The sequence below is a fragment of the Anaerococcus sp. Marseille-Q7828 genome, from assembly GCF_949769285.1.
Taxonomy (GTDB): domain Bacteria; phylum Bacillota; class Clostridia; order Tissierellales; family Peptoniphilaceae; genus Anaerococcus.
The window spans coordinates 1-25,672 of sequence record NZ_OX458331.1 but is presented as its reverse complement, the minus strand read 5'-3'; the positions used below and the strand labels follow the sequence as shown (position 1 = coordinate 25,672).

Below are 25,672 nucleotides of genomic sequence, written 5' to 3'. Positions count from 1 at the left end.
TATACTCGAAAAGCTAGATCTTGTTTGTATAGTAATAGTAAAGTGAGGTATTTATGGATTTTTATGATGTATTAAGTAAACGTGTTTCTACAAGAAAGTTCACAGATGAAAAAATAAGTGAGGAGGATATAAAAATACTCCTTGATGCTGCAAACAAAGCCCCAATTGCCATGGGCCAGTACGATGCATCAAGGCTTACGGTTATAGAAGATAGGTCTTTAATAAAAGAGATTAGCGAGGAATACAAAGAATTTACTGGCAAGGAAAGTGATGCTCTTTATAATGCTCCAGTCTTTATAATTTTTTCATCTAACAAAGACAATACTTCCAAATACGAGGATGCAGGTTGTGTTCTGGAAAATATTGCCCTTGCTGCAACAAGTCTAAATCTTGGTTCTTGCTATATCAGAGGTCTGGTCAATAACTTAGGCAAAGACGCCAAATACATAGATAAGCTCAAGCTAGATGAGGGTTACTATCCAGTTAGCGGTATTATAGTAGGCCATAGCGAGGATGAGCTTAAGGGTAAAGACCATAATATAATTACAAATTATATTTGACAAACGCCAAGATTAGATGGTATAATTAAGCATTGCTAGAAATCTAATCAGATAGATTTTATTCATTCATAAAGGCTAATTTTCTTAGCCTTTTGTGTTTTTATTGTGTTTTTATAGTGAAGGAGTTTTAATTAATGGCCCAATATCACAAAGAGTATTTTGGAAAAACTGAGCGTGTGAGTTTTTCTAAATTCCCTCAAGTCTTAGATTTACCTAATTTGCTAAAAGTTCAGAAAGATTCCTATGACTGGTTCCTTAAAGAAGGTCTTGGAGAAATCCTAGAGGATATATCTCCAATAGAGGACTACAATGGCAATCTTATTCTTGAATTTGTTGGATATGAATTTGATGATGAAACAAAATATTCTATCCAAGAATCAAAGTATAAGGATACAACTTATTCAAGAGATTTGAAGGTTAAAGCTAGACTTATTAATAAGGAAACAGAAGAAGTTAAGGAACAAGAAGTTTTCATGGGAGATTTCCCAATGATGACAGATTCAGCAACTTTTGTAATAAACGGAGCTGAAAGGGTAATAGTTAGCCAACTTGTTAGAAGCCCTAGTGTTTATTATGCAGAAGAAACTGACAAATCAGGTGATAAGCTTTATTCTTCAACTGTTATACCAAATAGGGGTGCCTGGATAGAATTTGATACAGATGCTAGCCATACTGTAAATGTTCGTCTTGATAGAACAAGAAAACTTCCAGCAACAACTTTAGTTCGTGCCCTATTATTTGAAAGTGATGATGAGATTATAAGAGCCCTTGGCGATACTCCTCATCTTAGAACAACCTTAGAAAAAGAGAATTCTGAAACTAGCGAAGAAGCGCTAATCGAAATATATAAAAAATTAAAGCCGGGAGATCCTGCAAGTTTAGAATCTTCCCAAACTCTCATAAACAACCTATTGTTTGATGATAGAAGATATGATTTGGCAAAAGTAGGTAGGTACAAATACAACCTAAAACTTGCTTTGTGGCCAAGAATTGAAGGAAGAATTGCAGCTAGTGATGTAATCGATGGTGAAACTGGAGAAGTATTCATCAAAGAAGGCGAAATTATCGACAGAGCTACTGCTATAGCAATTGAAAATTCTGGTATTAATTCAGTAGATATCAAAAAATTAAATAACGATGGTGAAGACCAAATTTTAAGAATAGTTGGCAATCACTTTGTTGATATAAATTCTTTTGAAGAACTTTCAGATGTAGACTATGACGTAGATGAATTCTCAGAAAAAGTTTACTATCCAGTTATGAGAGAAATAATTGATAGTGCAAGTGATAATGAAGAAATTCTTGACATGATGACTAAGAGAAAGAAAGAATTATCACCAAAGAATATTACTCGTAGCGATCTACTTGCTATAGTAAACTACCAATTCAACCTATTTGAAGGTATAGGTGAAGTTGATGACATCGACCACTTAGGAAACCGTAGGGTTCGTGGTGTTGGTGAATTACTTCAAAACCAATTTAGAGTAGGTCTTGCTCGTATGGAAAGAGTTGTTCGTGAGAGAATGACAACCCAAGATCCAGATTTAGCAACACCACAAGGACTTATAAATATCAAACCTGTTACAGCAGTTATAAAAGAATTCTTTGGTTCATCACAACTTTCACAATTTATGGACCAAACAAATCCAATGAGTGAGCTAACTCACAAAAGAAGACTATCAGCTCTTGGACCAGGTGGTTTGTCAAGAGACCGTGCAGGTGTTGAAGTGCGTGACGTTCACGATTCCCACTATGGTAGGATTTGTCCAATAGAGACCCCAGAAGGACCAAACATCGGTCTTATCACATCTCTTACAACCTATGCTAGAATCAACAAATATGGTTTCATAGAAACACCATATAGGATTGTAAAAGAAGGTGGCTATGTAACAGATGAGATAGACTACTTAACAGCAGATATAGAAGACTCATATATCATAGCCCAAGCCAACGAACCACTTGATGATGAAGATAGATTTATAAACGAGAGAGTATCAGGCCGTGGTTTAAATGGTGAAAATGATATTTACCCTAGAGAAAAAATCCAATACATGGACGTTTCTCCTCAACAGATCGTATCGGTAGGAGCATCACTGATTCCATTCTTGGAAAATGACGACTCTACTCGTGCCCTCATGGGTGCCAACATGCAACGTCAGGCAGTACCACTACTAAAATCAGAAGCTCCAATTATAGCAACTGGTATAGAACATAGAGCTGCAAAAGACTCTGGTGTTTGTGTGGTTTCAAGAAATGCAGGAAAAGTTGTTTATGTAGGTGATCAAACTATCAAAGTCAAAAGAGACAGCGATGGAGAGATAGAAACATACAATCTATTAAAATTTGAAAGAGCAAATCAAGGTACAACAATCAACCAAAGACCAATAGTAAAACTTGATGACCACGTTGAAGCAAATGAAATCCTTGCAGATGGTCCATCAACAGAAAATGGTGAACTTGCCCTTGGTAAAAATATACTAATAGCCTTTACAACATGGGAAGGTTACAACTTCGAAGATGCTATGCTTCTTAACGAAGAGCTTGTAATCGACGATGTCCTAACCTCAGTTCACATAGAAGAACACGAATGTGAAGCTCGTGAGACAAAACTTGGTGCAGAAGAAATTACCAAAGATATACCAAATGTTGGCGACGATATGAAGAAAAATCTTGATGAAAACGGGGTTATAAGAATCGGAGCTGAAGTAACATCTGGAGACATCCTAGTTGGTAAGGTATCACCAAAAGGTGAAACAGAACTTTCACCAGAAGAAAGACTACTACGTGCAATCTTTGGAGAAAAGGCTCGTGAAGTACGCGATACCAGTCTTAAAGTACCACATGGTGAACAAGGTATTGTCGTAGATGTAAAAGAATATGACAAAAAAGATGGAGACGAACTATCTCCAGGTGTTAACAAAGTAATAAGAGTTTATGTAGCAACCAAACGTAAGATCATGGTAGGGGATAAGATGTGCGGTCGCCATGGTAACAAGGGTGTCGTTTCTCGTATATTGCCAAGAGAAGATATGCCTTTCTTACCAGATGGTACACCAGTACAAATCTGCCTAAACCCACTAGGTATTCCAAGTCGTATGAACCTTGGACAAGTACTAGAAGTTCACATGGGTCTTGCTGCAAGAACTATGGGCTGGAAAGTTGCAACACCAGTATTTGATGGGGCAATGGATACAGAAATAGAAGATGCTCTTGAAGAAGCAGCACTTAAGGCTCCATACATCAACAAAACAGGCAAAATCGAACTTCGTGATGGTCGTACAGGAGAAGCCTTTGAAAATCCTGTAACTGTAGGTGTCATGTACATGCTGAAACTTCACCACATGGTTGAAGAGAAGATCCACGCTAGGTCAATTGGACCATACTCACTTGTAACCCAACAACCTCTTGGTGGTAAGGCACAATTTGGTGGTCAAAGATTTGGTGAAATGGAAGTGTGGGCCCTAGAAGCTTATGGTGCAAGCCACACCCTACAAGAAATCCTAACTGTTAAATCAGACGACGTTACAGGCCGTGTCAAAACTTACGAAGCCATAGTAAAAGGTGAAAATATACCAGAACCAGGCACACCAGAATCATTCAAAGTACTAGTAAAAGAACTACAATCACTAGCCTTGGATGTTGAATTGCTTGATAATGATGGATCAGTTATAGAAATAAAAGAAAATGTTGACGAACAAGATAGGTTCAGTCAAGTTGATAAAATAGATGCATCAAAGATTAAATCCCAAAGTAAATTATTAAGTCAAAACGCTGAAAAAGTAGCAAATGAAGATACTGTAAAAGCCAGCGATGAAGAAAACCTTGAATCTTCAGATGACTTATTAATAAAAAAAGAATTTGAAAATTTATATGAAGATTCTGAAAACGAAGGATTTAGTATTGAGGAAATAGAATAGGGAGATTTATGAGCGAAATACAAACTTTTGATGGGATGAGGATGAAAATCGCATCCCCTGAAAAAATCAGATCCTGGTCTCATGGTGAAGTTAAAAAACCAGAGACAATCAATTATAGAACCCTTAAGCCAGAAAAAGATGGTCTATTTTGTGAAAAAATCTTTGGACCAACAAAAGATTATGAATGTTCTTGTGGTAAATACAAGAGAATCCGCTACAAGGGAGTAGTTTGTGAAAAATGTGGGGTTGAAGTAACCAAGGCAAAAGTTCGCCGTGAAAGAATGGGTCATATCGAACTTGCTGCTCCAGTTTCCCATATTTGGTACTTCAAAGGTATTCCATCAAAGATGGGTCTACTCTTGGATATGAGCCCAAGGATACTAGAAAAAATCCTATATTTTGCATCATATGTAGTAATCAACCCTGGTTCTACAGACCTAATGGTAAAACAAGATATCACAGAAAGTGAATACCAAGATACCTTAGAAAAATTCCCAGATGATACAGAATTTAGGGCTGCAATGGGAGCTGAAGCTGTAAAAGAACTTTTAGCAAACATTGACCTAGAAAAAGAATACGAAACCCTAATGAAAGAACTGGAAGATGCTACAGGTCAAAAGAAAGTTAGAATTTCTAGACGTCTAGAAGTTGTTGATGCCTTTATGACTAGTGGCAACCGTCCTGAATGGATGATATTAGATGTACTTCCAGTTATGCCACCAGAACTTAGACCAATGGTTCAACTTGAAGGTGGTAGATTTGCAACAAGTGACCTTAACGATCTTTATAGACGTGTAATCAACAGAAACAACAGACTAAAAAGACTTCTTGATATAGGAGCACCAGAAATTATCGTTCGTAACGAAAAGAGAATGCTCCAAGAAGCTGTCGATGCCCTAATTGACAATGGCCGTCGAGGACGAGCTGTAACAGGCGCATCAAACAGAAATATGAAGTCTCTATCAGACCTACTAAAGGGTAAATCTGGACGTTTCCGTCAAAACTTACTTGGTAAACGTGTAGACTATTCTGGTCGTTCTGTAATCGTAGTAGGCCCAGACCTTAAGTTTAACCAATGTGGTCTACCTCAAGAAATGGCTCTAGAGCTATTTAAACCATTTATTATGAATAAGGTAGTAGATCGTGGCATGGCTCACAATCTTAAAGCTGCCAAAAAAATGGTAGAAAAGAAAGATCCTAGAGTATACGAAGTACTTGAAGAAGTAATCAAAGACCACCCAGTTTTACTAAACCGTGCCCCTACACTACATAGACTTGGTATACAAGCATTTGAACCAGTTCTAGTAGAAGGTAAGGCAATCAAGTTACATCCACTAGCTTGTAACGCATTTAACGCCGACTTTGACGGGGACCAAATGGCTATCCACTTGCCACTGTCAAACGAAGCACAAATCGAAGCAAGACTACTAATGATGTCAACAAACAACATCTTAGGTCTAAAAGATGGTAAGCCAATTACAACTCCATCTCAAGATATGGTTCTTGGTGCATATTATCTTACAACTATCAAAGAAGGTGCCAAGGGTGAGGGTATGGTATTTGAATCAACCAATGAGATGAAAAAAGCCCTTCTTTCAGGAGCTGTAGAATACCAAAGTAAAATTGGTGTTAGAATCAAAAAAGATGCCGGAGATTCAGGCAAAATTGTAGAATCTTCTGTAGGTAGATTCATCTACAACGAAGGAATTCCTCAAGATTTGGGATATATAAATCGTAAGGAAGACCCATATTCACTTGAAATAAACCAAGTAGCAGACTCTGGAGTTCTAAAAGACATAGTTGATAGATGCTTTAGAAAACACGGCAATATCAAGACAGCTGAAGTACTAGACTATATCAAGCAAACAGGATATAAGTATTCAACCCTATCAGGACTTACAGTATCCATGGCTGACGTTAATATTCCAAAAGAAAAATGGGATATAATAGCAGAAGCTGATGCAGAAGTTGATAGATACGAAAAACTTTATAGACGTGGTCTTATCACTGATGATGAAAGATACGAAAAAGTTATCGATATTTGGAGAGTGACAACTGATAAAGTAACAGACGCTCTACTAACAGACCTAAGAGATGACAACAACATCAAGATTTTTGCAGACTCTGGTGCCCGTGGTTCTACCAACCAAATCAGACAGCTAGGTGGTATGCGTGGTCTTATGAGTCAGGCCGATGGTAAAACAATAGAAATCCCAGTAAAGGCAAACTTCCGTGAAGGTCTTTCTGTACAAGAATACTTTATATCTTCACACGGTTCACGTAAGGGCCTTACAGATACCGCCCTACGTACAGCAGACTCTGGTTACCTAACCCGTCGTATGGTAGACATATCTCAAGATGTTATAGTAACAGAAGATGATTGCCATACCAATGGTTATGTCGAAGCCTACGAATTTAAAGATGGCAATGAATTAGTAGAAAATCTATACACTCGTATAGTTGGCCGTACATCATTTGAAGATGTCAAAGATGAAAATGGAGAAATCCTAGCCCACAAAGACCAACTAATCGATGAAGATACAGCAGATAGAATAGTAGCAGCAGGCGTTAAAAAAGTAAAACTACGCTCAGTTCTAGAATGTAAGGCAGAACACGGTGTTTGTGCAAAATGCTATGGTAGAAACCTTGCAACTGGTAAACCAGTAAATATTGGAGAAGCAGTAGGAATCATTGCTGCCCAATCAATCGGTGAACCAGGTACCCAGCTAACCATGCGTACCTTCCACTCAGGTGGTATAGCAGGTGTTGGAATCACATCAGGTCTTCCAAGGGTAGAAGAGTTATTTGAAGCTAGAAAACCAAAGGGACTTGCTTATATTGCAGAAAACAGTGGTACAGTAACACTTATCCAAAACGAAAAGAAAACTGACGTTGAAATACTATCTGAAGATGGATATGCACAAAAATACAATATCCCATTCGGATCAAGAATACTTGTTCACGATGGCGATGTAGTAGAAAAAGGTGACCAACTAACAGAAGGTTCCCTAGATCCACACGATGTACTAAATGTACTAGGCAAGATTGGTGTACAAAACTACATCACCAAAGAAGTACAAAAAGTATACCGAATCCAAGGTGTAGAAATCGACGACAGACACATAGAAGTAATTGCCCGTCAAATGCTTAAGAAAGTTACAATTGACGAATCAGGAGATACAGAATTCCTACCAGGATCTCTACAAGAACGCAGAGAAGTTGATAGGATCAACGATCAAATGATAGAAGAAGGCAAGAAACCAGCAGAATATACCCAAGAACTTCTTGGTATAACAAAGGCATCTCTAGCTACTGATTCATGGTTATCAGCAGCATCCTTCCAAGAAACAACAAGAGTTCTTACAGATGCATCAATCAAAGGAAAAGTTGACGACCTAATGGGTCTAAAAGAAAATATCATCATAGGTAAACTAATACCAGCAGGAACTGGTATGAAACGCTACAACGACGTAGAAATCGACTATGAGACAAAAGAAGCAGAAGATGTACTGATTGCTCTTAACCTAAAAGAATTGGAAGAAAGAGAAGCGGCAGAAGAAGAATATCAAAAATAGGTAAAATTCTATGACCCCAGAATATTATTATTTTGGGGTCATTTTTGATTGATAAAATATAAAGAATTTAAAATAAAAAATCAACCAGAATTCTTATAAAACCCTGGTTGATTATTATATTATTCAAATATTTCTTTTAATGCTTTGTATGTTGCGATTCTGTTGTCTATACCCCAGATTGGTGCGAAGCATAGGATTTCATCTAGGTAGAATGTTTCGATTTCGTCTTCTAGGATATCAGCTATTTCTTGTTTGCTGCCCTTAAGTAAGAATCTTTGTTCGTAGGCTTTTTTTAGTACTGCTTGTTCGTTTAAGCTAAAGCGATAGTCTTTTAGCTCTTCTGGATCTAGGATTCCACTCCAATCACCTTTGGTTTGTTGGATATGGAAGTATTCAAAAGATTTTCCTAAATATTCAAGTTCATCTTGATCATCACTGATTAACATCTTGTAAGACATTGAAGTATATGGTTTGTCAGCAAATTCTGAAGCCTTGAAATTTGATCTGTAAGTATCGAAAACTTCAGCTGGAGTTTCAAATAAGAAGAATTTTGCGTGAGAGTATGGTAGTCCAAATTCTGCGGCTTTTTCCACAGCCTTACCAGTAGAACCTAACATGGTAGGATTAACTTTTTGTTCATTTTTGTTTGGTATAGCTTTTACGTGTCTATAGATAGGGTCTGTTGGTTTTTTGTCAACTAGGTAATCCAAAATAATTTCAATCTCATCAAATAATTCTGGAGATTTATCTTCGAATTTGTGATTTAATGCACGTGATTCTGATACACCAGTTCCAGGAGCTCTTCCTATACCGATATCAACTCTACCTGGTGCTAGTTCAGCCATAGTTTTAAAAACTTCTGCTATCTTAAGAGGCGAGTAATGCATTATCATACAACCACCAGCACCTACATGAATATTTTTAGTTTCTGCTAGAAAATAGCTCGCCAATATTTCTGGAGCTACGGCAAGTAAACTTTCATAACCGTGGTGTTCTGCAAACCAATATCTTTCATATCCCATCTCATCTAAAGTGTGGACTAATTTTCTCGTATCATCAAAAAATTCTTGATTGGTCATTCCACGCGACTTCAGCATCAAATCATGGACTCCTAGTTTCATATTTTCCTCCCTAGTAATTTATTGTATTAATTATACTCTTTGAAATATATTATTCACTAAAAAAATCAATATATATTTTCCTAGTAACAATTTATCGTAGAAAATTGCCTGCCTATCTTAAATCTTACAAATGTTGTATAATGATTATAACACTATTTTTATTCTTTACTTATGTTTATATTATAACATACTTCATAATTAAAGGGTAATTTACTGACCTAGATATGAGAGGAATTCTAAATGGACACTTTGATTTCACAAGAAAATATTAATACAAGTGAACAAACTAGTAAAAGAACTTCGCTTGTTGGAGAAAAATTTAATATTATATCCATGATGGGTGAGGTCAAATACGAGGTTGAGGTAAAAAAACTCATCGGCCAAGGAGGATCATCTTTAGTATATGAGGTAGAAGTAGACGATACTTACCCACCAAAAAAGAAGATGATTATGAAAGAGTTTTATCCAAATTATGACGAGGAAAAAATAACTGCCGAAAGAAATCCACTCAATAGATTGGAATTATATTTTGATCCTGTAGATTTTGAAAGCGAAGATAGGATAAAAAAAGATCGAAATTCTTTTATAGATGCTTACAGTAAGCACATAAGGATTCTTGATATGGATCCTTATTTGGAAAGCAGGATTGTAAGGCCATATAGGGTTGAGATTGATAACTCTTACCTTTATTCCCTATACGAAGTTGATACGGCCACAAGTGTTGATAAATATTACAATCTAGACTTGATTAGGATAGTAGATATATTAAAGCAGACCGCTGATATATTAGTTCACCTTCACAACAAAGACATCATATATATGGATTTGAAACCAGCCAATATTCTCTATGATTATAACAACGGTAAGGTGAAACTTTTTGACTTCGATGCGGCTATTGACCTTAATGAGCTAGAATATATAAATGAATTTTCTATGCCAAATGAGAGGGCGTTCATTCCTCCAGAACTTAGGTTTATAACAGATATAGCTAATAGAAAAGATTTTTTCATTACTGAAGAAATCGATGTTTATATGCTGGGGGTAACCTTCTTCTTTCTACTAATGGACAGATATCCTACTGAGCTAGAAAATGAAGATATGGATTATCTGAGGAGAAATCTGGAAGATACCTTAAGCAATAAATCAAACAAAATCCTGCTTACATCAAAAGCTACAGAAGGCATAATAAAATTACTGCAAGACTCACTTACAGTACATAGATATATTAGCGCCTATGATTTTAAAAATAGTCTTGACGATATAGAAAGTTATCTTAGATTTAGAAACAACGAAGACTTTGCCAATATAATTTCCGCTGCATATTTTCTTGACTATAAGAGACTTTATAACTATATAGTCGACAAAGACGGCAAAAAATCTATGGATGTAGCTATAGTTGGCAACAATGAGATTTCGAGAGTTCTATTTTCTTTTATATTTTCTATTGCAAATGTAAAAGGAGTGGATTTGAACATATCATTTTATGATAAGAATCCAAAGAAATTCTATGATGATATGCTAAGAGAAAACCCTCTTTTGGCAAAAACTACAGAAATATCTCTCAATAGCAAATTAAGCATGAGCAATATTAATGAAAAAATTACTGACCAGGCATATGCATATATAAATTTCCTATCATCAAAAGAAAGAATAGACCAATCTTACATACTGATCTTGGATAAGACTGGTTACGATTATTACAATCTAGCTGATGCCTTATACAATGAATTTAAAGATGACGGTCAAAAAAGAGTTATCCTAAACTATTCTAGGAATAACCACGAAGTGGATATAAGGCATGGAAAGAATATAGAGTTTTATAATCTAGATCTGGCATCAGCTTTGACCTTCAGAAACAAAAATCACCATGATGGGATTTTAGACAAGGCATTTAGTATATATAGGTTGCATGCCTTGAAGAATTTTGGTGAGAGGATTGACTATAACAGCATATGGGAAAGCTTCTCAAAGGATGATTTCTACAATTTAAAATCATCCATTAGGGTTGCCCTATCCATTGAGTACCTGATTTATATGGCAGGCGTGAATGACACAGATGATAGAGAATTTTTATTTTATAATAAGGTCGTAAAGGCTTGCCAAGATGAAGATGAATTAAATATTAGAGATATTTTAGCTGAATGTGAACACCACTCTTGGAATAGATTTATGATAGCTCAAGGTTTTAAGCTTCCAAGTGAAGCTGAGCTAAATTCTTATGCCTATGTTGACCAGAAATCCTATGCAGACTTCCAAAACAAATTCCACCCACTTATCGTCAATAACCATATAGATAGGGTCAAAAAGGGAGAAAACGACGAATTAGATGAGATTTCCGTTCATATCAACAATTTAATACAAGAAAAAACTATCTACAAGGAAGAGCAAATCAAATCAAGGATATTAAATATATTGAATAATACTTTCTGGAACGATAACCAATATCTAAAAGAGCTCAGACCTTTGTGGGTAAAACTTGTAAAATTGTCCTACAGCATCATGGAAAACGAGTACTATTCAAACAATACTTTAAATCTTTTAACCTATGACATAGAAGAAATACTCCAAAAAGCCAACCCAGATTTGAGTATACTTACAAATGATTACTATCAGATTAAAGATGACTTAAACTTACTGATTAAGAGAAATCAAACATTTGATATCAGAGCAATAGATTACATGATAGTTGATTCTATACCATTTATTTCTACAAACAATATAAAGACTATCTTTAAGCCGTTTTTAGATGATGATGAAAATCTGTGGGCTAATATCATTGCAGCAATCAAATTTGACCCAGAAAAACTCATATTTTTATCAGATGAAGATGTTGATAGAAACAAGATTAATAGGATAGAAAACTTTTTAAGAAATAAGAGATTGCAAAAATCTATGAAAATCGAAGTGATTCCTTATGAAAAAATGCAACTTTACAATAAGGAACATTCATTAGTTGATTTGACTCTAAATAGCCACTTAGACGGTAAAAGATCCGAATTTACAGGACTTCCATTTGTCGAATATATTGGATCAAACAAATGGAATGGAAGCTACAAGGCTCTGGACTTTTACAATGTCAGATCTTCACTTACTGTGGGAGAGACCTTCTTCCTAAACAATGCCCAAGTCTATGATAATATAAGTCTAACCAATGTCACTAGGTTGATCAACCACTATGAAGTGATTTGGCAAACATATCTAAAACTAGATTCCAATGATTGGGATCAATTTGCCAGTGCAATAAAATATAGCGAAAATGACTATATATTAAACTTAGATAAATTTGAAAAAGAAGAAGATCATTCTTTGATAGAAGTTGGAGATTTTACATTTAGAAGAAATGATGCTTCCAAATATCTTTCTCTAAAACATCTATTGGATGAATTGGTCAAAGAAGAATTAATTTATAATTATGAATTCCCGGTAAATCCTGGCAAAATCAAAATTGATTCCTATAATAATCAAATGTCTATGGCCCTGGGAAAATTTATATCTAATAATATATGCGAATACAATCTAAGCTTTGATCTAATAAAAAAAGAAATAGCTAAGAAAAACTATCAATACTCTTATTTTGTAGTATCTGATAAACTAGCTTTTGAATATGAATACCAGGTAGAAAATCCAAAAGAATTTGCCAAGATAAGCAATGAAATAATGGATGAGTATGACTTATCAAATGAGTTAAGTAATGTTAGAATATTTAACAAAATTAATGATCAAGCCTATGTACAAGCCAAAGATAAGTCTGTTGTATTTTCCTACGAATTTGGAGATGTAGCTTTCAGAGAATTCTTTAGGAATTATACAAATAAGGGCAATATACTCAGGGTCTTTACCTACTTTGATCTTTTAAAATATGCAGATTACTTTGATGAGATAAAATTAAGAGTAAACCTAAGGTGGAAAGCCTACGATGATTATAGGGAAGATAGTCTACCTATAGAAAACTTCTTGGATATAGTATGTACCAAGGGCTTTACTACTATAATCATATCGACCATTGAAAGACATATAAGAAATGAAGACTTATACGAAATCAACAACCACGCAAAGCAGTTTGGTATGGATGCCAAACCTGTACTAGTTGCAACAAACTCTCACGATGACACAAGTCAAATTAAGATGATTGCAGCAGCTGCAGGGGTATTTTTCATAGATAGAGATATGATCAAAGATAATGGTGTAGTTGATTACATCAAAAATATTGCAAAAGGTGAGAAAGAATGGTGGGATATAGGGTAAATAATCATATCATAATAATAAGAGGGCTTTTGCAAAAGTCCTAACATAGAAAAAAGACGAGGAAACTAAACATCCTCGTCTTTTTCTCATACAATGTATTTATGAAACAAAATAGTAATACATAATCATTAACTAACTTTACACTAGTTAATGATACAATTCAATTAAAATTAAACATAAATACAGAAGTATACATTCAAGATGATGTTAAACTAAGGCTTGTAAAAAAAATAATCAAAAGGATAGACCTAACGGAAATAAAAAAAGTCTACTCATAATTTGGAAGAAAACCTACCGTAAATCCAGTAACCATGCTAGAGATAATAATATTCTGCTACTCTGAAGGAATATTTTCATCAAGAGAAATAGAGAAATCATGCAAATATAATCTAAGAATAAAATATCTTCTTGATGGGCAAAATCCGTCAGATCACTCAACAATAAATAGATTTAGACAAAAAATAGTAACACTAGCCCCTAATCTGCTAAATAAAGTAGTCCATATACTGATAGAAGAAAATCAAATAGACCTATCAAGTATATACATAGATGGAACAAAAATATAAGCCTATGCCAACAGATACAGCTTTGCCCGGAGAGGAAGCATAGAAAAGTGGCAAGAAATGCTAAGAATTAAAATAATAAAACACTTTGATTTAAATAAAGACTTAAGACCATCCCAAGTATTAGAAGTAGTAAAAATAGTATTTAATCCAGTAAGTAAAGAGTGTATAGAAAAGAAAATAAACTTCGTACATGGTCAAGGAAAAAGAAAACATCACCTTCAACGAGACTATGAACAATTAAAAGAATGGAAAAATAAGTTAGAAACGTACGAGAAACATCTAGAAATAATGGGAGAAAACAGAAACTCCTACTCCAAAACAGACCATGACGCAACCTTCATGAGAATGAAAGAAGACCATATGAGAAACGGTCAACTAAAACCAGCCTACAATGAACTAGCCCGTCCGGCTCGTGGAGGACCTAGCAAGCGCCTCAGTCTTCATCATAGGCGAAAATGTATCCCACCATCCAAATGATATGTATACCCTAAAACCATTCTTAAAAAAACTACAAAAAACCTATCCAAACAAACTAGATAAAATAGTAGCAGATGCAGGATATGGAAGCGAAGAAAACTAAGTATACCTAGCAGAACATAATCTAACATCCTACATAAAACCATCAAACTACGAAAAATCAAAAACACGAAAATATAAAAAGGAACAAAGTTTTAAGAAAAGCCTAATTTACGATAAAACTCAAGACAAATACATATCACAAGAAGGTAAAGAATTCATAAGATGCAAGGACAGATACAGATTTTAAGGAAAATGTGGAAAAATTTATTCTCATACTAAAAACTTCTACAAAAATTAATGGATTATACAAATATACAAGAAAAAAAGTGATGAGCAGAATAGATTTACTTATTCTGCAACATCACCTTTACTTTTTTGTTAATCATTATTTCATAAAAAAAGAGCTTAAGGTTTACCACCTAAGCTCTATTATAATTTATTAGATTAGTTTTTTAACTTCTTCTAATGCTTTGTCAAAGTCAACTTCGTTTGTGACATCAGGTACGTATTCTACATAAGCAACTTTGCCTTCTTTGTCAACTACTACAACTCCACGAGCAAGTAATTTATTTTCTTTCATCAAAAATCCGTATTTTTCACCAAACTCGCGATTCTGATAGTCAGAAATCATAATTGTATTTTCTATATCTTCGTTAGAGCAAAATCTAGCTTGAGCGAATGGTAGGTCTTCAGTGATTGTAACTACACTTACACCATCAAGAGCTGCTGCTTCTTTGTTAAATCTTTTTGCTTGCAAAGCACAAACGCTAGTATCAAGTGATGGAGCAACTGAGTATACTACAACTTTTCCTTCATTGTCTTCGCTAGACCATTCAGATAGGTCGTTTTTTGTTGCCTTAAATGCTGGAGCAGTATCTCCAACTTTGATTTCGTTTCCAATTAAATTTACTTTGTTTCCTGCGAATGTTATATCCATTTTTAATCTTCTCCTTTAATCTAAAAGTTTCCATTTATACTTATACCCAAATATATAAGGATTTTTTAAATATTTTGGGAAATACTTTTGATGTGAAAATTCACAAAAATAAAATATTTTTAGATAGTAGGATATAAATACCTAAATACCAACGTTTGTTGACAATCTTCTGAGCTCATAATATTATATAAGTAAATAAAATTCGTTTTCAAAGGAGGAAAAACATATGATGGAGAAAATCCAGAAGTTTGGTGGAGCTATGTTCACACCTGTAATGCTTTTTGCAGTATCGCTTTACTAATTGGCTTTGGTACTTTGTTTACAACAGAAGTAATCATGGGACCTATAGCTTCAGAAGGAACCATATGGTTTGGTATCTGGGATATGATTCTCTCAGGTGCATGGGTTGTATTTAATCAACTGCCATTGTTATTTGCTATTGCCCTACCTATAGGACTGGCAAGAAAACAAAATGCTCGTGCAAGCATGGAAGCTTTTGTAATATACTTAGTTTTCTTAAACTATGTATCTACAATTCTTAAACACTGGGGTGGCACTTTTGGTGTAGACTTTAGCCAAGAAGTAGGTGGCGCTAGTGGTCTTGCAATGATAGCAAACATAAAAACCCTTGATATGGGAATGATGGGAGCTTTAGCTATTTCAGGTATAGCTATATGGATACATAATAGGTACTTTGACAAGAGACTTCCAGAAGCGCTTGGAGTTTTCAAGGGATCAGCTTTTGTACTTGGAGTTGGCTTTATACTTATGATTCCTGTTGCCTTTCTTGCAGTTTTAATCTGGCCTAAGATTCAATCAGGAATGAATGTTTTTAGAGATGTGATTTTAAATTCTGGAACTTTTGGAGTTGGTATATTCGTTTTACTAGAAAGACTTCTAATTCCATTTGGACTTCATCACTTGTTATATGCTCCAATGTTTTATGATAGCTTGGTTGTACCTGGTGGTATATATGCTTATTGGGCACAAAAGCTACCGGAGATTGCAGCAGCAACTGGTTCTCTTAAGGAAATTGCCCCTTATGCTCAACTCACAGCAACAGGCTGGTCAAAAATATTTGGCTGTGTGGGTGTAGCCCTTGCATTTTATAAGACAGCCCTTCCAGAAAATAAAAAGAAGATAGCAGGCCTTATGATACCAGTAGCTTTAACTGCAGTCCTTAGTGGTGTCACAGAGCCAATAGAATTTACCTTCCTATTTATAGCTCCACAATTGTTTGTGGTCCATGCAGTACTTGCAGCTATACTATCTATGGTAATGAACCTCTTTGGAGTTGTCGGTATCTACTCTGGAGGAGTTATAGAAATGGCGTCCTTAAACTGGATTCCACTTGCAGCTAACCATTGGAAAACTTACTTAGTCATGCTAGTTATAGGCCTAGTTGCCATAGCAGTTTGGTATTTTGTCTTTACTTTCCTTATAGAAAAGTTTGACTTTAAGACACCTGGAAGAACTTCTGATAAGGATAGCGCAAAACTTTACTCCAAGAAAGAATACAGAGAAAGAAACAATACAAGTAAAGATGGAGGAAAAGCTGATAAAAAAGATACTGGCGATAAGTTTGAAACTGTGGCCGATGAAATTCTAATAGGCCTTGGTGGTCCAGATAATATCAAGGACTTTACAAACTGTGTAACAAGACTTAGGGTCAATGTTGTTGATCCTAGCAAAGTAGAAAGTGATGAATACTTTAAGGAAATCGGAACTTATGGTACCGCCAAAAACGGTAATTCTGTCCATGTAATTGTAGGAATGGATATCCAATATGTTGCAGATGCATTTGGAGAAATTTTGGAAGAAAACGAATAAGTAGAAAAGAAAAGGAGAAAATTATGGCAAACAAATATTCAATCGTAATCGCAGGTGGTGGATCAACATTTACACCAGGAATCATAGGAATGTTACTAGATAACTTGGACAAATTTCCAATCAGATCAATCAAGTTATATGACAACGACGAAGAACGCCAAGCAAAAATTGGTGGAGCTATGGAAATTATTCTAAAAGAAAGACACCCAGAAATTAATTTCCAATACACAACAGACCCTAAAGAAGGATTTACAGATGTAGACTTTGTCCTAGCACAACTTAGAGTTGGCAAATACGACATGCGTGACAAGGATGAGAAAATTCCACTAAAACACGGAGTATTTGGCCAAGAGACATGTGGACCAGGTGGAATAGCTTACGGTATGCGTTCAATTGGTGGAGTACTAGAAATCATCGACTACATGGAAGAATACTCACCAGATGCATGGATGCTAAACTACTCAAACCCAGCTGCAATAGTAGCAGAAGCAACAAGAAGACTAAAACCAGATTCAAAAGTAATCAATATCTGCGATATGCCAATCGACCTAATGTACAAGATGGCAGATATGGTCGGACTAAAAGAATGGCAAGAACTTGACTTCTCATACTATGGACTAAATCACTTTGGTTGGTTTACAGCTATCAAAGACAAAGAAGGAAATGACCTACTACCACAAATCAAAGAACACGTAAGTAAAACTGGCTTTGCTGATGGTATAGGAAGTGGCCAACACATAGAAGAATCTTGGATGGAAACATTCACCAAGGCAAAAGATGTCTACGCCCTTGACCCAGAAACAATTCCAAACACATACTTGAAATACTACTTCTACCCAGACTTTGTACTAGAACACACAGATCCAAATCACACAAGAGTTGACGAAGTACGTGAACACCGTGAAAAAGACGTATTTTCTATGTGCCAATCAATAATCGATGCTGGAACAGCAAAAGATGTTGAAATAGAACTAGATGCTCACGCAACATATATAGTTGACCTTGCACGTGCCTTAGCGGAGAATACAAAAGAAAGATTCTTGCTAATAGTACCAAATGAAGGTGCAGTTCCAAACTTTGACCCAACAGCAATGGTAGAAATCCCATGCCTAGTTGGTAAAGATGGATTTGAAAAAATCAACCAAGGCTACATCCCACAATTCCAAAAAGGACTAATGGAACAACAAGTATCAGTAGAAAAACTAGTTGTAGAAGCTTGGATTGAAGGATCATACCTAAAACTATGGCAAGCACTAACTCTATCCAAAACTGTTCCATCAGCTAAAGTTGCAAAAGCAATCTTAGATGATCTTATAGAAGCAAACAAAGAATACTGGCCAGAACTTAACTAATAATGGAAGCACAAATCCTATTTGCGTATAATGTATGCAAATAGGATTTTTTTATTTGAGGTGATAGTATCGATATTTCAAATTTGATAAAGGAAAATGAAGACAAACTAAGTGCAACCGATCTTACAATTGCCAAAGAAATTTTAGATAATGGCATAGAATATAATTTGTCAATCAATGAATTGGCAAAAAAGTGCTACACATCTCGTACAAGCGTTTTGAGATTTTCAAAAAAATTAGGTTTCTCTGGCTATAGTGAGCTTAAGTTCTTTGTAAATGATAGTAATAACGAATCCGGTCCTGGTGAGAGTCTAGATGAAGACTTAGATAATATTCTTAAAAAATTATATGCTTGTGACAAAATTTTGATATATGGCAATGGTGGCTACGAAAATATAATTAAACAAACAATCAAAATTTTACTAGAAGAACTTGGAATACTTGCTGAAGTATACAGTGGTGGAGAAGAGACTCTAGCCTTTACTGGGGAAATGCTTGAAGATTCTGGAGTTTTCATTGTAGACTTTGCTGATGATTCATTGGCCAAGCAACTAATGCTACAAATCGCCAATACAGATTGCCTAAAAATCAATGTTGGTCTACCACAGACCAAAGCTTACAAGGCAGACTACAGCATCTATTATAGGGACACAAAATCTGAAATAAATTTCTTAAGCTTATATACTAAGCATTTGGAGGATTTTTTTAAAAAATACCAAGAGGCCGTAAAGAATGATTTTAACTGAACTAGTTACTGAAAACTATGAAAAACTAAATAAAAACGATCTTAAAATTTATTCATATATTATGATTAACAAGGTAAGGTTTATTGAAAAAAATATAAATGAACTAGGAGAACTACTTGACTTAAGTCCATCTTCTATAGTTGGATTTTCTAAGAAACTCGGTCTTGATGGATTTAGTGAGCTTAGATATGTGGTAAAATGGTCAACTTCTAATGTGGGCAATTTTGACGAAAATGAGATAGAATACACAAAAAACGACATAAATCTCACTATGTCAATGATGATGGCCTTAAATCTGAATGAATTTTATGAGAAATTATATAAGGCTAACAGAATATTTGCCATAGCCAGTGGCTACACCCAAAGAAATGCGGCTGATGAGCTAAAAAGGAATTTTCTTACTGTAGATAAGGCTGTATTTTTGCTTGATAAGTCAGCACCGAAGTCTATCACAGATCTCATAACAAAGGATGATATACTCTTTGTCTACTCCTTATCAGGAGAGAATGAGGAGATACTAAATTTCATAGATAATCTTAAAGAAAAGCCAATTATAGCATCTGTAACCAAGCTTTCCAACAATAGACTATCACAAATATCTGACTACAGCATTCCCTTTGTGACTCACGAGGTCTTTGAATATGAGAGCAGGACAAAAATTTCCCCAGTCGCTCAGTTTTATGTTGTAAATGATTTTTTGATTTTAAAGTATATTTCATTTTTAGAATGCCACAGCTAAAAGCTGTGGTATTTATATCTTATCCATAAAATCGTAAGCTGCTAATTGGCCTGATTTTATAATCGATCTGAGGTCGTTGTTTAAAACGTCTGTGCCACCTGCCCACATGCCGTTGAGGTAGAAGTTTTCCATAAGTCCAAATTTTTTATTAACTAGCTTATATGATGGGTAGGCCACTCTTATAAACTTGCCATTTACATCATCTTCTATATATTTTCTTTTATAAAGATTTGCCAATAATATATCGCCGTTGACGGCAGATAATAAGTTTTTCTCAAAACCTTGGGCATTTATAATGACATCTGTCTTTATTTCTTCTTCATTATCACTTGTTACAACAAACTTGCCATCTGAATCTACTTTGACATCATTAGTTCCTTTGATTACTTTAATCTTTGCTTTGTGGTAATCTTCAACTATATTTTGCATGGTGATGGTTGGAGTTTTTGTGACTATAAAATCAATCATTTCTAGATAATTATTGTCAACTTCTAGCTTATCTAGGCCATTTAAGCTATTATAGATTAGGGCCGCATGGCCTGTTAATTGCATGGTGTATGTTTGGGCAAAGCTTAGACCTAGGTCATTTTCTTTTAGGGCCATATTGTAGGCGTTGATATCTGTATCTTTGTATTTATTGTAAGTATCTGTGAGGTCATGGCCGTATTTAGCAAAGTCGTCTTTGATTTGCTTTTTGACCTTTTCTAATTCTACAAACCCATCATAATCTTTATTTTCTTCTATCCATTTTTCATCGATAGAGCAAATGTCATCATCTACATAATAAGGAATATCTATAGGAGAAAATCCATTTGATTTGGTGAAGAAATATAGGGGGTAAGTTACATCTTTGAAATTTCTTAGATACCTATAGATATCAATTGCTGTAGGTCCTGCTCCTATTATTCCAATACTTTGTCCATCTTTAATTCCCTCTATTTTTTCATTTAATGGGAAAGGATTGTGGATATAATTTTTATAGTCTTTTAAATTGTAGGAATCTTTGTAGTAAGATTGGCCTATGGAAAGAAAGACTGAGTCAAATTCTTCATTACAATTTCCTTTATCACTTACGATTCTAAAAGTAGATCCTTCTTTATATATGTCTTTTACCTTAGCATGGTGAAAAATTACATTTTCATTTTCCATATATTTACCAAAAGTATCTTTTATATAGGAAGCAAAGACAATTCTTGGGACCATTCCTTCGATTTTTTTATCATCTTTATTTTTGTCCTTAAGCCAGTCTTTAAAATGATTAGGATTATCTAGATTTAGGGACATATACCTTTCGTGGACATTTAAAAGTTTGTAGTTAGTATCCTTTGCGTAAGCGAGGCCAACTCCTAGCTCTTCATTTTTTTCAAAGATATGGATTTTTATCTTGTCATTATAGTTTTTATGGTCGATTATTGTTTTTAGAATATTTGCTCCGCCTACTCCGAAACCTACTACTGCTATGTTCATTTTTACTCCTTTATGATTTTTGAAGTTAATTATTCTAATTATTACCCTAAATTTGTATAAATTAAGTAAATTATTTGACACTGGCCTTTACACATAGTAAAGTTATTAAGTATTGGCGTGAGAATCGCCAAGATTAATTATTAAAAGAAAAGGAGGTGCATTATGCCTACAATTAACCAACTTGTTAGAAAAAGCAGAAAAAGTGAAAAATCTAAATCAAACACTCCAGCTTTGGGTTACAACTACAATACTCTAAAAAGTAGAACAACTCCTAACCAATCACCACAAAAACGTGGAGTTTGTACATCAGTTAGAACAGTAACACCTAAAAAGCCAAACTCTGCTTTACGTAAAGTAGCCAGAGTTAGACTAACCAATGGTGCTGAAGTTCTTTCTTACATCCCAGGTATTGGACACAACTTACAAGAACACAGTGTTGTGCTTATCAGAGGTGGTAGAGTTAAAGACCTTCCAGGTGTGCGTTACCACATCATAAGAGGTACTCTTGATACTGCAGGAGTAAACGGACGTAAACAAGGTAGATCTAAATACGGTGCTAAAAAAGACCAAAACTAGGATCTAAAACTAAGTGCATAATGTACCTATAATATAGAAATAAAGATTATAAATTTCGGTATATGCATGCACACTAACAACACATGATTAGTTGAGTACTAATGATATTACTTAATAATTGGTAAAGGAGGGAAGCAAAGTGTCAAGAAAGGGACATATACCAAAAAGAGAAGTAATGCCTGACGCTAAGTATAACGATAGAGTTGTAACAAAACTTATCAACAACGTTATGCTAGATGGCAAAAAAGGCCTTGCAACAAAAATTGTTTACGATGCTTTTGACATCGTTGAAGAAACAACAGGCAATGACGCGCTAGAAGTATTCTACCAAGCTATGGAAAATATTATGCCAACACTTGAAGTTAAAGCACGTAGAATCGGTGGTGCTAACTACCAAGTTCCTATGGAAGTTAGACCAGAAAGAAGACAAACTTTAGCTTTAAGATGGTTAGTAAACTTTTCAAGAGCTCGTGGTGAAAAAACTATGGTTGAAAGATTATCTAAAGAAATCTTAGATGCATCTAACAACGCTGGTGCAGCTGTTAAGAGAAAAGAAGAAATGCATAGAGCTGCAGAAGCAAATAAAGCATTTGCACACTACAGATATTAATTTTAGGGGGATAAATGCCTAGACAAGTAGCACTAAAAGATACTAGAAACATAGGAATCATGGCCCACATCGATGCGGGTAAAACAACAACAACAGAAAGAATCCTATATTATACTGGTAAAATTTATAAAATTGGTGATACTCATGATGGTACAGCAGTAATGGACTCCATGGACCAAGAAAAGGAACGTGGTATTACAATCGGTTCTGCTGCAACCACAGCTTTTTGGAAAGACCATAGAATAAATATTATCGATACTCCAGGACACGTGGATTTTACTGTAGAAGTAGAAAGATCACTTAGAGTTCTTGACAGTGCGGTAGCTTTATTTGACGCAAAAAGCGGGGTAGAACCACAATCTGAAACTGTATGGAGACAAGCTGACAAGTACCACATCCCAAGAATTTGTTTCATCAACAAAATGGATGCTACTGGTGCAGATTTCTTCATGGCAGTAGAAACAATTAAAGATAAGCTAAAAGCAAACGCAGTTCCACTAGAAATTCCAATAGGAGCTGAACAACAATTCCAAGGTGCTGTTGACCTTATTACAATGGAAGCTGTAACATATAACAGTGAAGACCTTGGTGCTCACCCAGTTTATTCAGAAATTCCAGAAGAATTAAAAGAAACAGCTGAAGAATATAGAAACAATCTTCTTGAAGAATTATCAGAAGTTGATGATACAATCATGATGAAATATCTTGAAGGAGAAGAAGTAAGCGTAGAAGAAATAAAAGCTGCTATCAGAAAAGGAACAATCGAACAAAAGATTTTCCCATGCTTACTAGGTTCAGCTTACAAAAACAAGGGTGTTCAACCATTGCTAGATGCAGTCATTGAATATATGCCATCTCCACTTGATGTACCATATATCACAGGTACAGATCCTAAAGATGAAGAAGTAGTAATGGAAAGAAAACCTGGAGATAATGAACCAACAGCAGCATTAGCATTTAAAGTTGTAACTGACCCATATGTAGGTAAGTTAATATATACAAGAATATACTCAGGTACAATAGAATCAGGTTCATATATCTACAATGCAACAAAAGGTAAGAGAGAACGTGTTGGACGTATCATGCAAATGCACTCTAACAAACAAGAGGAAATTCCAGTAGGTTACGCAGGAGATATCGTAGCATTACTAGGACTTAAAGATACAACAACTGGTGATTCCCTATGTGATCAAGAAAATCAAATTATCCTTGAAAAGATGGAATTCCCAGATCCAGTAATCTCAGTTGCAATAGAACCAAAGACAAGAGCATCTCAAGATAAGATGATTATTGGTCTACAAAAACTAGCTGAAGAAGATCCAACATTCGTAACAAGATCTGATGAAGAAACAGGCCAAACAATAATCTCAGGAATGGGTGAGCTTCACCTTGAAATCATAGTAGATAGACTACTAAGAGAATTCAAAGTAGAAGCAAACATCGGTAACCCACAAGTAGCTTACAGAGAAGGTATCACAGCTGAAGCAGAAGCACAAGGTAAGTTTGTAAGACAATCTGGTGGTTCTGGTCAATACGGTGATGTTCACCTAAGAGTTACTCCAGGAGAAGAAGGCTCTGGAATCACATTCGAATCTAAAATTGTCGGTGGTTCTGTACCAAAAGAATATATCAGACCAGTTGAAGAAGGTGTACGTGAAGCAGCAGCTAGCGGTATCCTTGGTGGTTACCCAATGGTTGACATGCACGTTGTTCTATACGATGGTTCTTACCACGAAGTAGACTCTTCAGAAGTAGCCTTCCACGTAGCAGGATCAATGGGTCTTAAAAATGCAGTAGAAAAAGCAAAACCAGTTCTATTAGAACCAATTGAAAAAGTTGAAATTACAACTCCAGATGAGTATCTTGGAGATGTAATGGGTGACGTTTCATCAAGACGTGGTAAAATTGATGGTATGAATCCAAAAGATGGTATCCATGTACTAGATGCCTTCATTCCACTATCAGAAATGTTTGGATACGCAACAGACTTACGTTCCAAAACACAAGGTAGGGCAACATATTCAATGCAATTTGACCACTATGCTCAAGTACCAGAATCAGTAAAAGAAGAAGTACTAAATAAATAATTAATACGAGGAGAAAAAAATGTCTAAACAACAATTTGAAAGAAGCAAACCACATATTAATATCGGAACAATCGGTCACGTAGACCACGGTAAAACAACAACAACAGCAGCAATTACCCAAGCCCTAAACAAAAAATACGGTACAGGTGAATTCGTAGACTACGAACACATCGACAAAGCTCCAGAAGAAAGAGAACGTGGAATCACAATCAACACATCAGTAGTAGAATACGAAACAGAAAATAGACACTACGCACACATCGACGCACCAGGCCACGCTGACTACGTTAAAAACATGATCACAGGAGCAGCACAAATGGACGGCGCAATCATCGTAGTATCTGCAGCAGACGGTCCAATGCCACAAACAAGAGAACACATCCTACTAGCAAGACAAGTAGGCGTACCAAAAATCGCAGTATTCCTAAACAAACAAGACCAAGTAGACGATGACGAACTAATCGAACTAGTAGAAATGGAAGTAAGAGACCTACTAAACGAATACGAATTCGACGGCGACAACTGCCCAGTAGTAGTAGGATCAGCCCTAAAATCCCTACAAGAAGGTGGAGAAGGCGAATGGTCAGACAAAATCCTACAACTAATGGACGAAGTAGACAACTACTTTGACATCCCAGAAAGAGACAACGACCAACCATTCCTAATGCCAGTAGAAGACGTAATGACAATCTCAGGCCGTGGAACAGTAGCAACAGGAAGAGTAGAAAGAGGAACATTAAAAGTAGGCGACACAGTAGAAATCGTAGGCCTAACAGAAAAAACATCAAGCGCAGTAGTAACAGGCGTAGAAATGTTCCACAAATC

17 protein-coding genes are annotated in these 25,672 nt (G+C 35.4%); 14 read left to right on the top strand and 3 right to left on the bottom strand.

The window, feature by feature from the left end; all coding sequences use genetic code 11:
* The first annotated feature begins 53 nt into the window (after window positions 1-53).
* From QNH69_RS00085 to rpoC, 3 genes are all read left to right on the top strand, one after another.
* Entirely contained in the window at window positions 54-560 is a 507-nt protein-coding gene (locus QNH69_RS00085) for a nitroreductase family protein (protein ID WP_282928622.1), read from the top strand.
* A gap of 134 nt (window positions 561-694) precedes the next feature.
* Window positions 695-4,477 carry a DNA-directed RNA polymerase subunit beta gene (locus tag QNH69_RS00080; protein ID WP_282928621.1) on the top strand — a complete coding sequence of 1,261 codons (3,783 nt, stop codon included), beginning with the start codon at window positions 695-697 and terminating at the stop codon, window positions 4,475-4,477.
* 8 nt (window positions 4,478-4,485) lie between these two features.
* Window positions 4,486-8,052, top strand: coding sequence for a DNA-directed RNA polymerase subunit beta' (gene rpoC / locus QNH69_RS00075; protein ID WP_282928620.1), 3,567 nt, complete (start codon window positions 4,486-4,488; stop codon window positions 8,050-8,052).
* 119 nt (window positions 8,053-8,171) lie between these two features.
* On the opposite strand, the gene QNH69_RS00070 is transcribed toward rpoC, so the two are convergent.
* Window positions 8,172-9,173, bottom strand: a complete 1,002-nt coding sequence (locus tag QNH69_RS00070) for an MsnO8 family LLM class oxidoreductase (RefSeq protein WP_282928619.1) — start codon at window positions 9,171-9,173, stop codon at window positions 8,172-8,174.
* Window positions 9,174-9,413: 240 nt separating this feature from the next.
* Between QNH69_RS00070 and QNH69_RS00065 the strand changes: the two genes are divergently transcribed.
* From QNH69_RS00065 to QNH69_RS00055, 3 genes are all read left to right on the top strand, one after another.
* Window positions 9,414-13,418: a protein kinase gene (locus QNH69_RS00065; RefSeq protein ID WP_282928618.1), complete on the top strand. Its 4,005-nt coding sequence runs from the start codon at window positions 9,414-9,416 to the stop codon at window positions 13,416-13,418.
* A gap of 311 nt (window positions 13,419-13,729) precedes the next feature.
* Window positions 13,730-13,984, top strand: a complete 255-nt coding sequence (locus tag QNH69_RS00060; RefSeq protein ID WP_282928617.1) for a transposase — start codon at window positions 13,730-13,732, stop codon at window positions 13,982-13,984.
* A gap of 57 nt (window positions 13,985-14,041) precedes the next feature.
* On the top strand, window positions 14,042-14,461 hold the full coding sequence (locus tag QNH69_RS00055) for a hypothetical protein (protein WP_282928616.1): 420 nt from the start codon (window positions 14,042-14,044) through the stop codon (window positions 14,459-14,461).
* A 481-nt stretch (window positions 14,462-14,942) separates the two neighbouring features.
* Here QNH69_RS00055 and tpx read toward each other — a convergent pair whose 3' ends face one another.
* On the bottom strand, window positions 14,943-15,440 hold the full coding sequence (tpx, locus tag QNH69_RS00050) for a thiol peroxidase (RefSeq protein WP_282928615.1): 498 nt from the start codon (window positions 15,438-15,440) through the stop codon (window positions 14,943-14,945).
* A gap of 315 nt (window positions 15,441-15,755) precedes the next feature.
* Between tpx and QNH69_RS00045 the strand changes: the two genes are divergently transcribed.
* The 4 genes from QNH69_RS00045 (at window position 15,756) to QNH69_RS00030 (ending at window position 20,107) form a co-directional block, all read left to right on the top strand.
* Window positions 15,756-17,270, top strand: a complete 1,515-nt coding sequence (locus QNH69_RS00045) for an alpha-glucoside-specific PTS transporter subunit IIBC (RefSeq protein ID WP_282928614.1) — start codon at window positions 15,756-15,758, stop codon at window positions 17,268-17,270.
* 23 nt (window positions 17,271-17,293) lie between these two features.
* Window positions 17,294-18,622, top strand: a complete 1,329-nt coding sequence (locus QNH69_RS00040) for a 6-phospho-alpha-glucosidase (protein WP_282928613.1) — start codon at window positions 17,294-17,296, stop codon at window positions 18,620-18,622.
* 83 nt (window positions 18,623-18,705) lie between these two features.
* The gene (locus QNH69_RS00035) at window positions 18,706-19,368 is read left to right on the top strand and encodes a MurR/RpiR family transcriptional regulator (RefSeq protein ID WP_282928612.1); all 663 of its coding nucleotides are present in this window, start codon (window positions 18,706-18,708) and stop codon (window positions 19,366-19,368) included.
* A complete protein-coding gene (locus QNH69_RS00030; protein ID WP_282928611.1) occupies window positions 19,355-20,107 on the top strand; it encodes a MurR/RpiR family transcriptional regulator in 753 nt (250 codons plus the stop codon). Before QNH69_RS00035 ends, QNH69_RS00030 begins: the two co-directional genes overlap by 14 nt.
* A gap of 12 nt (window positions 20,108-20,119) precedes the next feature.
* On the opposite strand, the gene QNH69_RS00025 is transcribed toward QNH69_RS00030, so the two are convergent.
* Window positions 20,120-21,574 (bottom strand): FAD/NAD(P)-binding protein, encoded by a 1,455-nt coding sequence (locus QNH69_RS00025; RefSeq protein ID WP_282928610.1) that lies wholly within the window; start codon window positions 21,572-21,574, stop codon window positions 20,120-20,122.
* A 162-nt stretch (window positions 21,575-21,736) separates the two neighbouring features.
* Between QNH69_RS00025 and rpsL the strand changes: the two genes are divergently transcribed.
* From rpsL to QNH69_RS00005, 4 genes are all read left to right on the top strand, one after another.
* A complete protein-coding gene (rpsL, locus tag QNH69_RS00020) occupies window positions 21,737-22,150 on the top strand; it encodes a 30S ribosomal protein S12 (RefSeq protein WP_282928609.1) in 414 nt (137 codons plus the stop codon).
* 139 nt (window positions 22,151-22,289) lie between these two features.
* Entirely contained in the window at window positions 22,290-22,760 is a 471-nt protein-coding gene (gene rpsG / locus QNH69_RS00015; RefSeq protein ID WP_044567735.1) for a 30S ribosomal protein S7, read from the top strand.
* Window positions 22,761-22,774: 14 nt separating this feature from the next.
* Complete coding sequence (fusA, locus tag QNH69_RS00010) at window positions 22,775-24,847, top strand: elongation factor G (RefSeq protein WP_282928608.1); 2,073 nt, start codon at window positions 22,775-22,777, stop codon at window positions 24,845-24,847.
* Window positions 24,848-24,866: 19 nt separating this feature from the next.
* A partial coding sequence (locus QNH69_RS00005) for an elongation factor Tu (RefSeq protein ID WP_282928607.1) occupies window positions 24,867-25,672 on the top strand: 806 nt, incomplete at its 3' end.

What these genes read in the sequence shown, in the direction of transcription:
- QNH69_RS00085 (WP_282928622.1), top strand. Translation starts at nt 54, where the DNA reads ATGGATTTTTATGATGTATTAAGTAAACGTGTTTCTACAAGAAAGTTC.
- QNH69_RS00080 (WP_282928621.1), top strand. Translation starts at nt 695, where the DNA reads ATGGCCCAATATCACAAAGAGTATTTTGGAAAAACTGAGCGTGTGAGT.
- rpoC (WP_282928620.1), top strand. Translation starts at nt 4,486, where the DNA reads ATGAGCGAAATACAAACTTTTGATGGGATGAGGATGAAAATCGCATCC.
- QNH69_RS00070 (WP_282928619.1), bottom strand. Translation starts at nt 9,173, where the DNA reads ATGAAACTAGGAGTCCATGATTTGATGCTGAAGTCGCGTGGAATGACC.
- QNH69_RS00065 (WP_282928618.1), top strand. Translation starts at nt 9,414, where the DNA reads ATGGACACTTTGATTTCACAAGAAAATATTAATACAAGTGAACAAACT.
- QNH69_RS00060 (WP_282928617.1), top strand. Translation starts at nt 13,730, where the DNA reads ATGCTAGAGATAATAATATTCTGCTACTCTGAAGGAATATTTTCATCA.
- QNH69_RS00055 (WP_282928616.1), top strand. Translation starts at nt 14,042, where the DNA reads ATGCTAAGAATTAAAATAATAAAACACTTTGATTTAAATAAAGACTTA.
- tpx (WP_282928615.1), bottom strand. Translation starts at nt 15,440, where the DNA reads ATGGATATAACATTCGCAGGAAACAAAGTAAATTTAATTGGAAACGAA.
- QNH69_RS00040 (WP_282928613.1), top strand. Translation starts at nt 17,294, where the DNA reads ATGGCAAACAAATATTCAATCGTAATCGCAGGTGGTGGATCAACATTT.
- QNH69_RS00030 (WP_282928611.1), top strand. Translation starts at nt 19,355, where the DNA reads ATGATTTTAACTGAACTAGTTACTGAAAACTATGAAAAACTAAATAAA.
- QNH69_RS00025 (WP_282928610.1), bottom strand. Translation starts at nt 21,574, where the DNA reads ATGAACATAGCAGTAGTAGGTTTCGGAGTAGGCGGAGCAAATATTCTA.
- rpsL (WP_282928609.1), top strand. Translation starts at nt 21,737, where the DNA reads ATGCCTACAATTAACCAACTTGTTAGAAAAAGCAGAAAAAGTGAAAAA.
- fusA (WP_282928608.1), top strand. Translation starts at nt 22,775, where the DNA reads ATGCCTAGACAAGTAGCACTAAAAGATACTAGAAACATAGGAATCATG.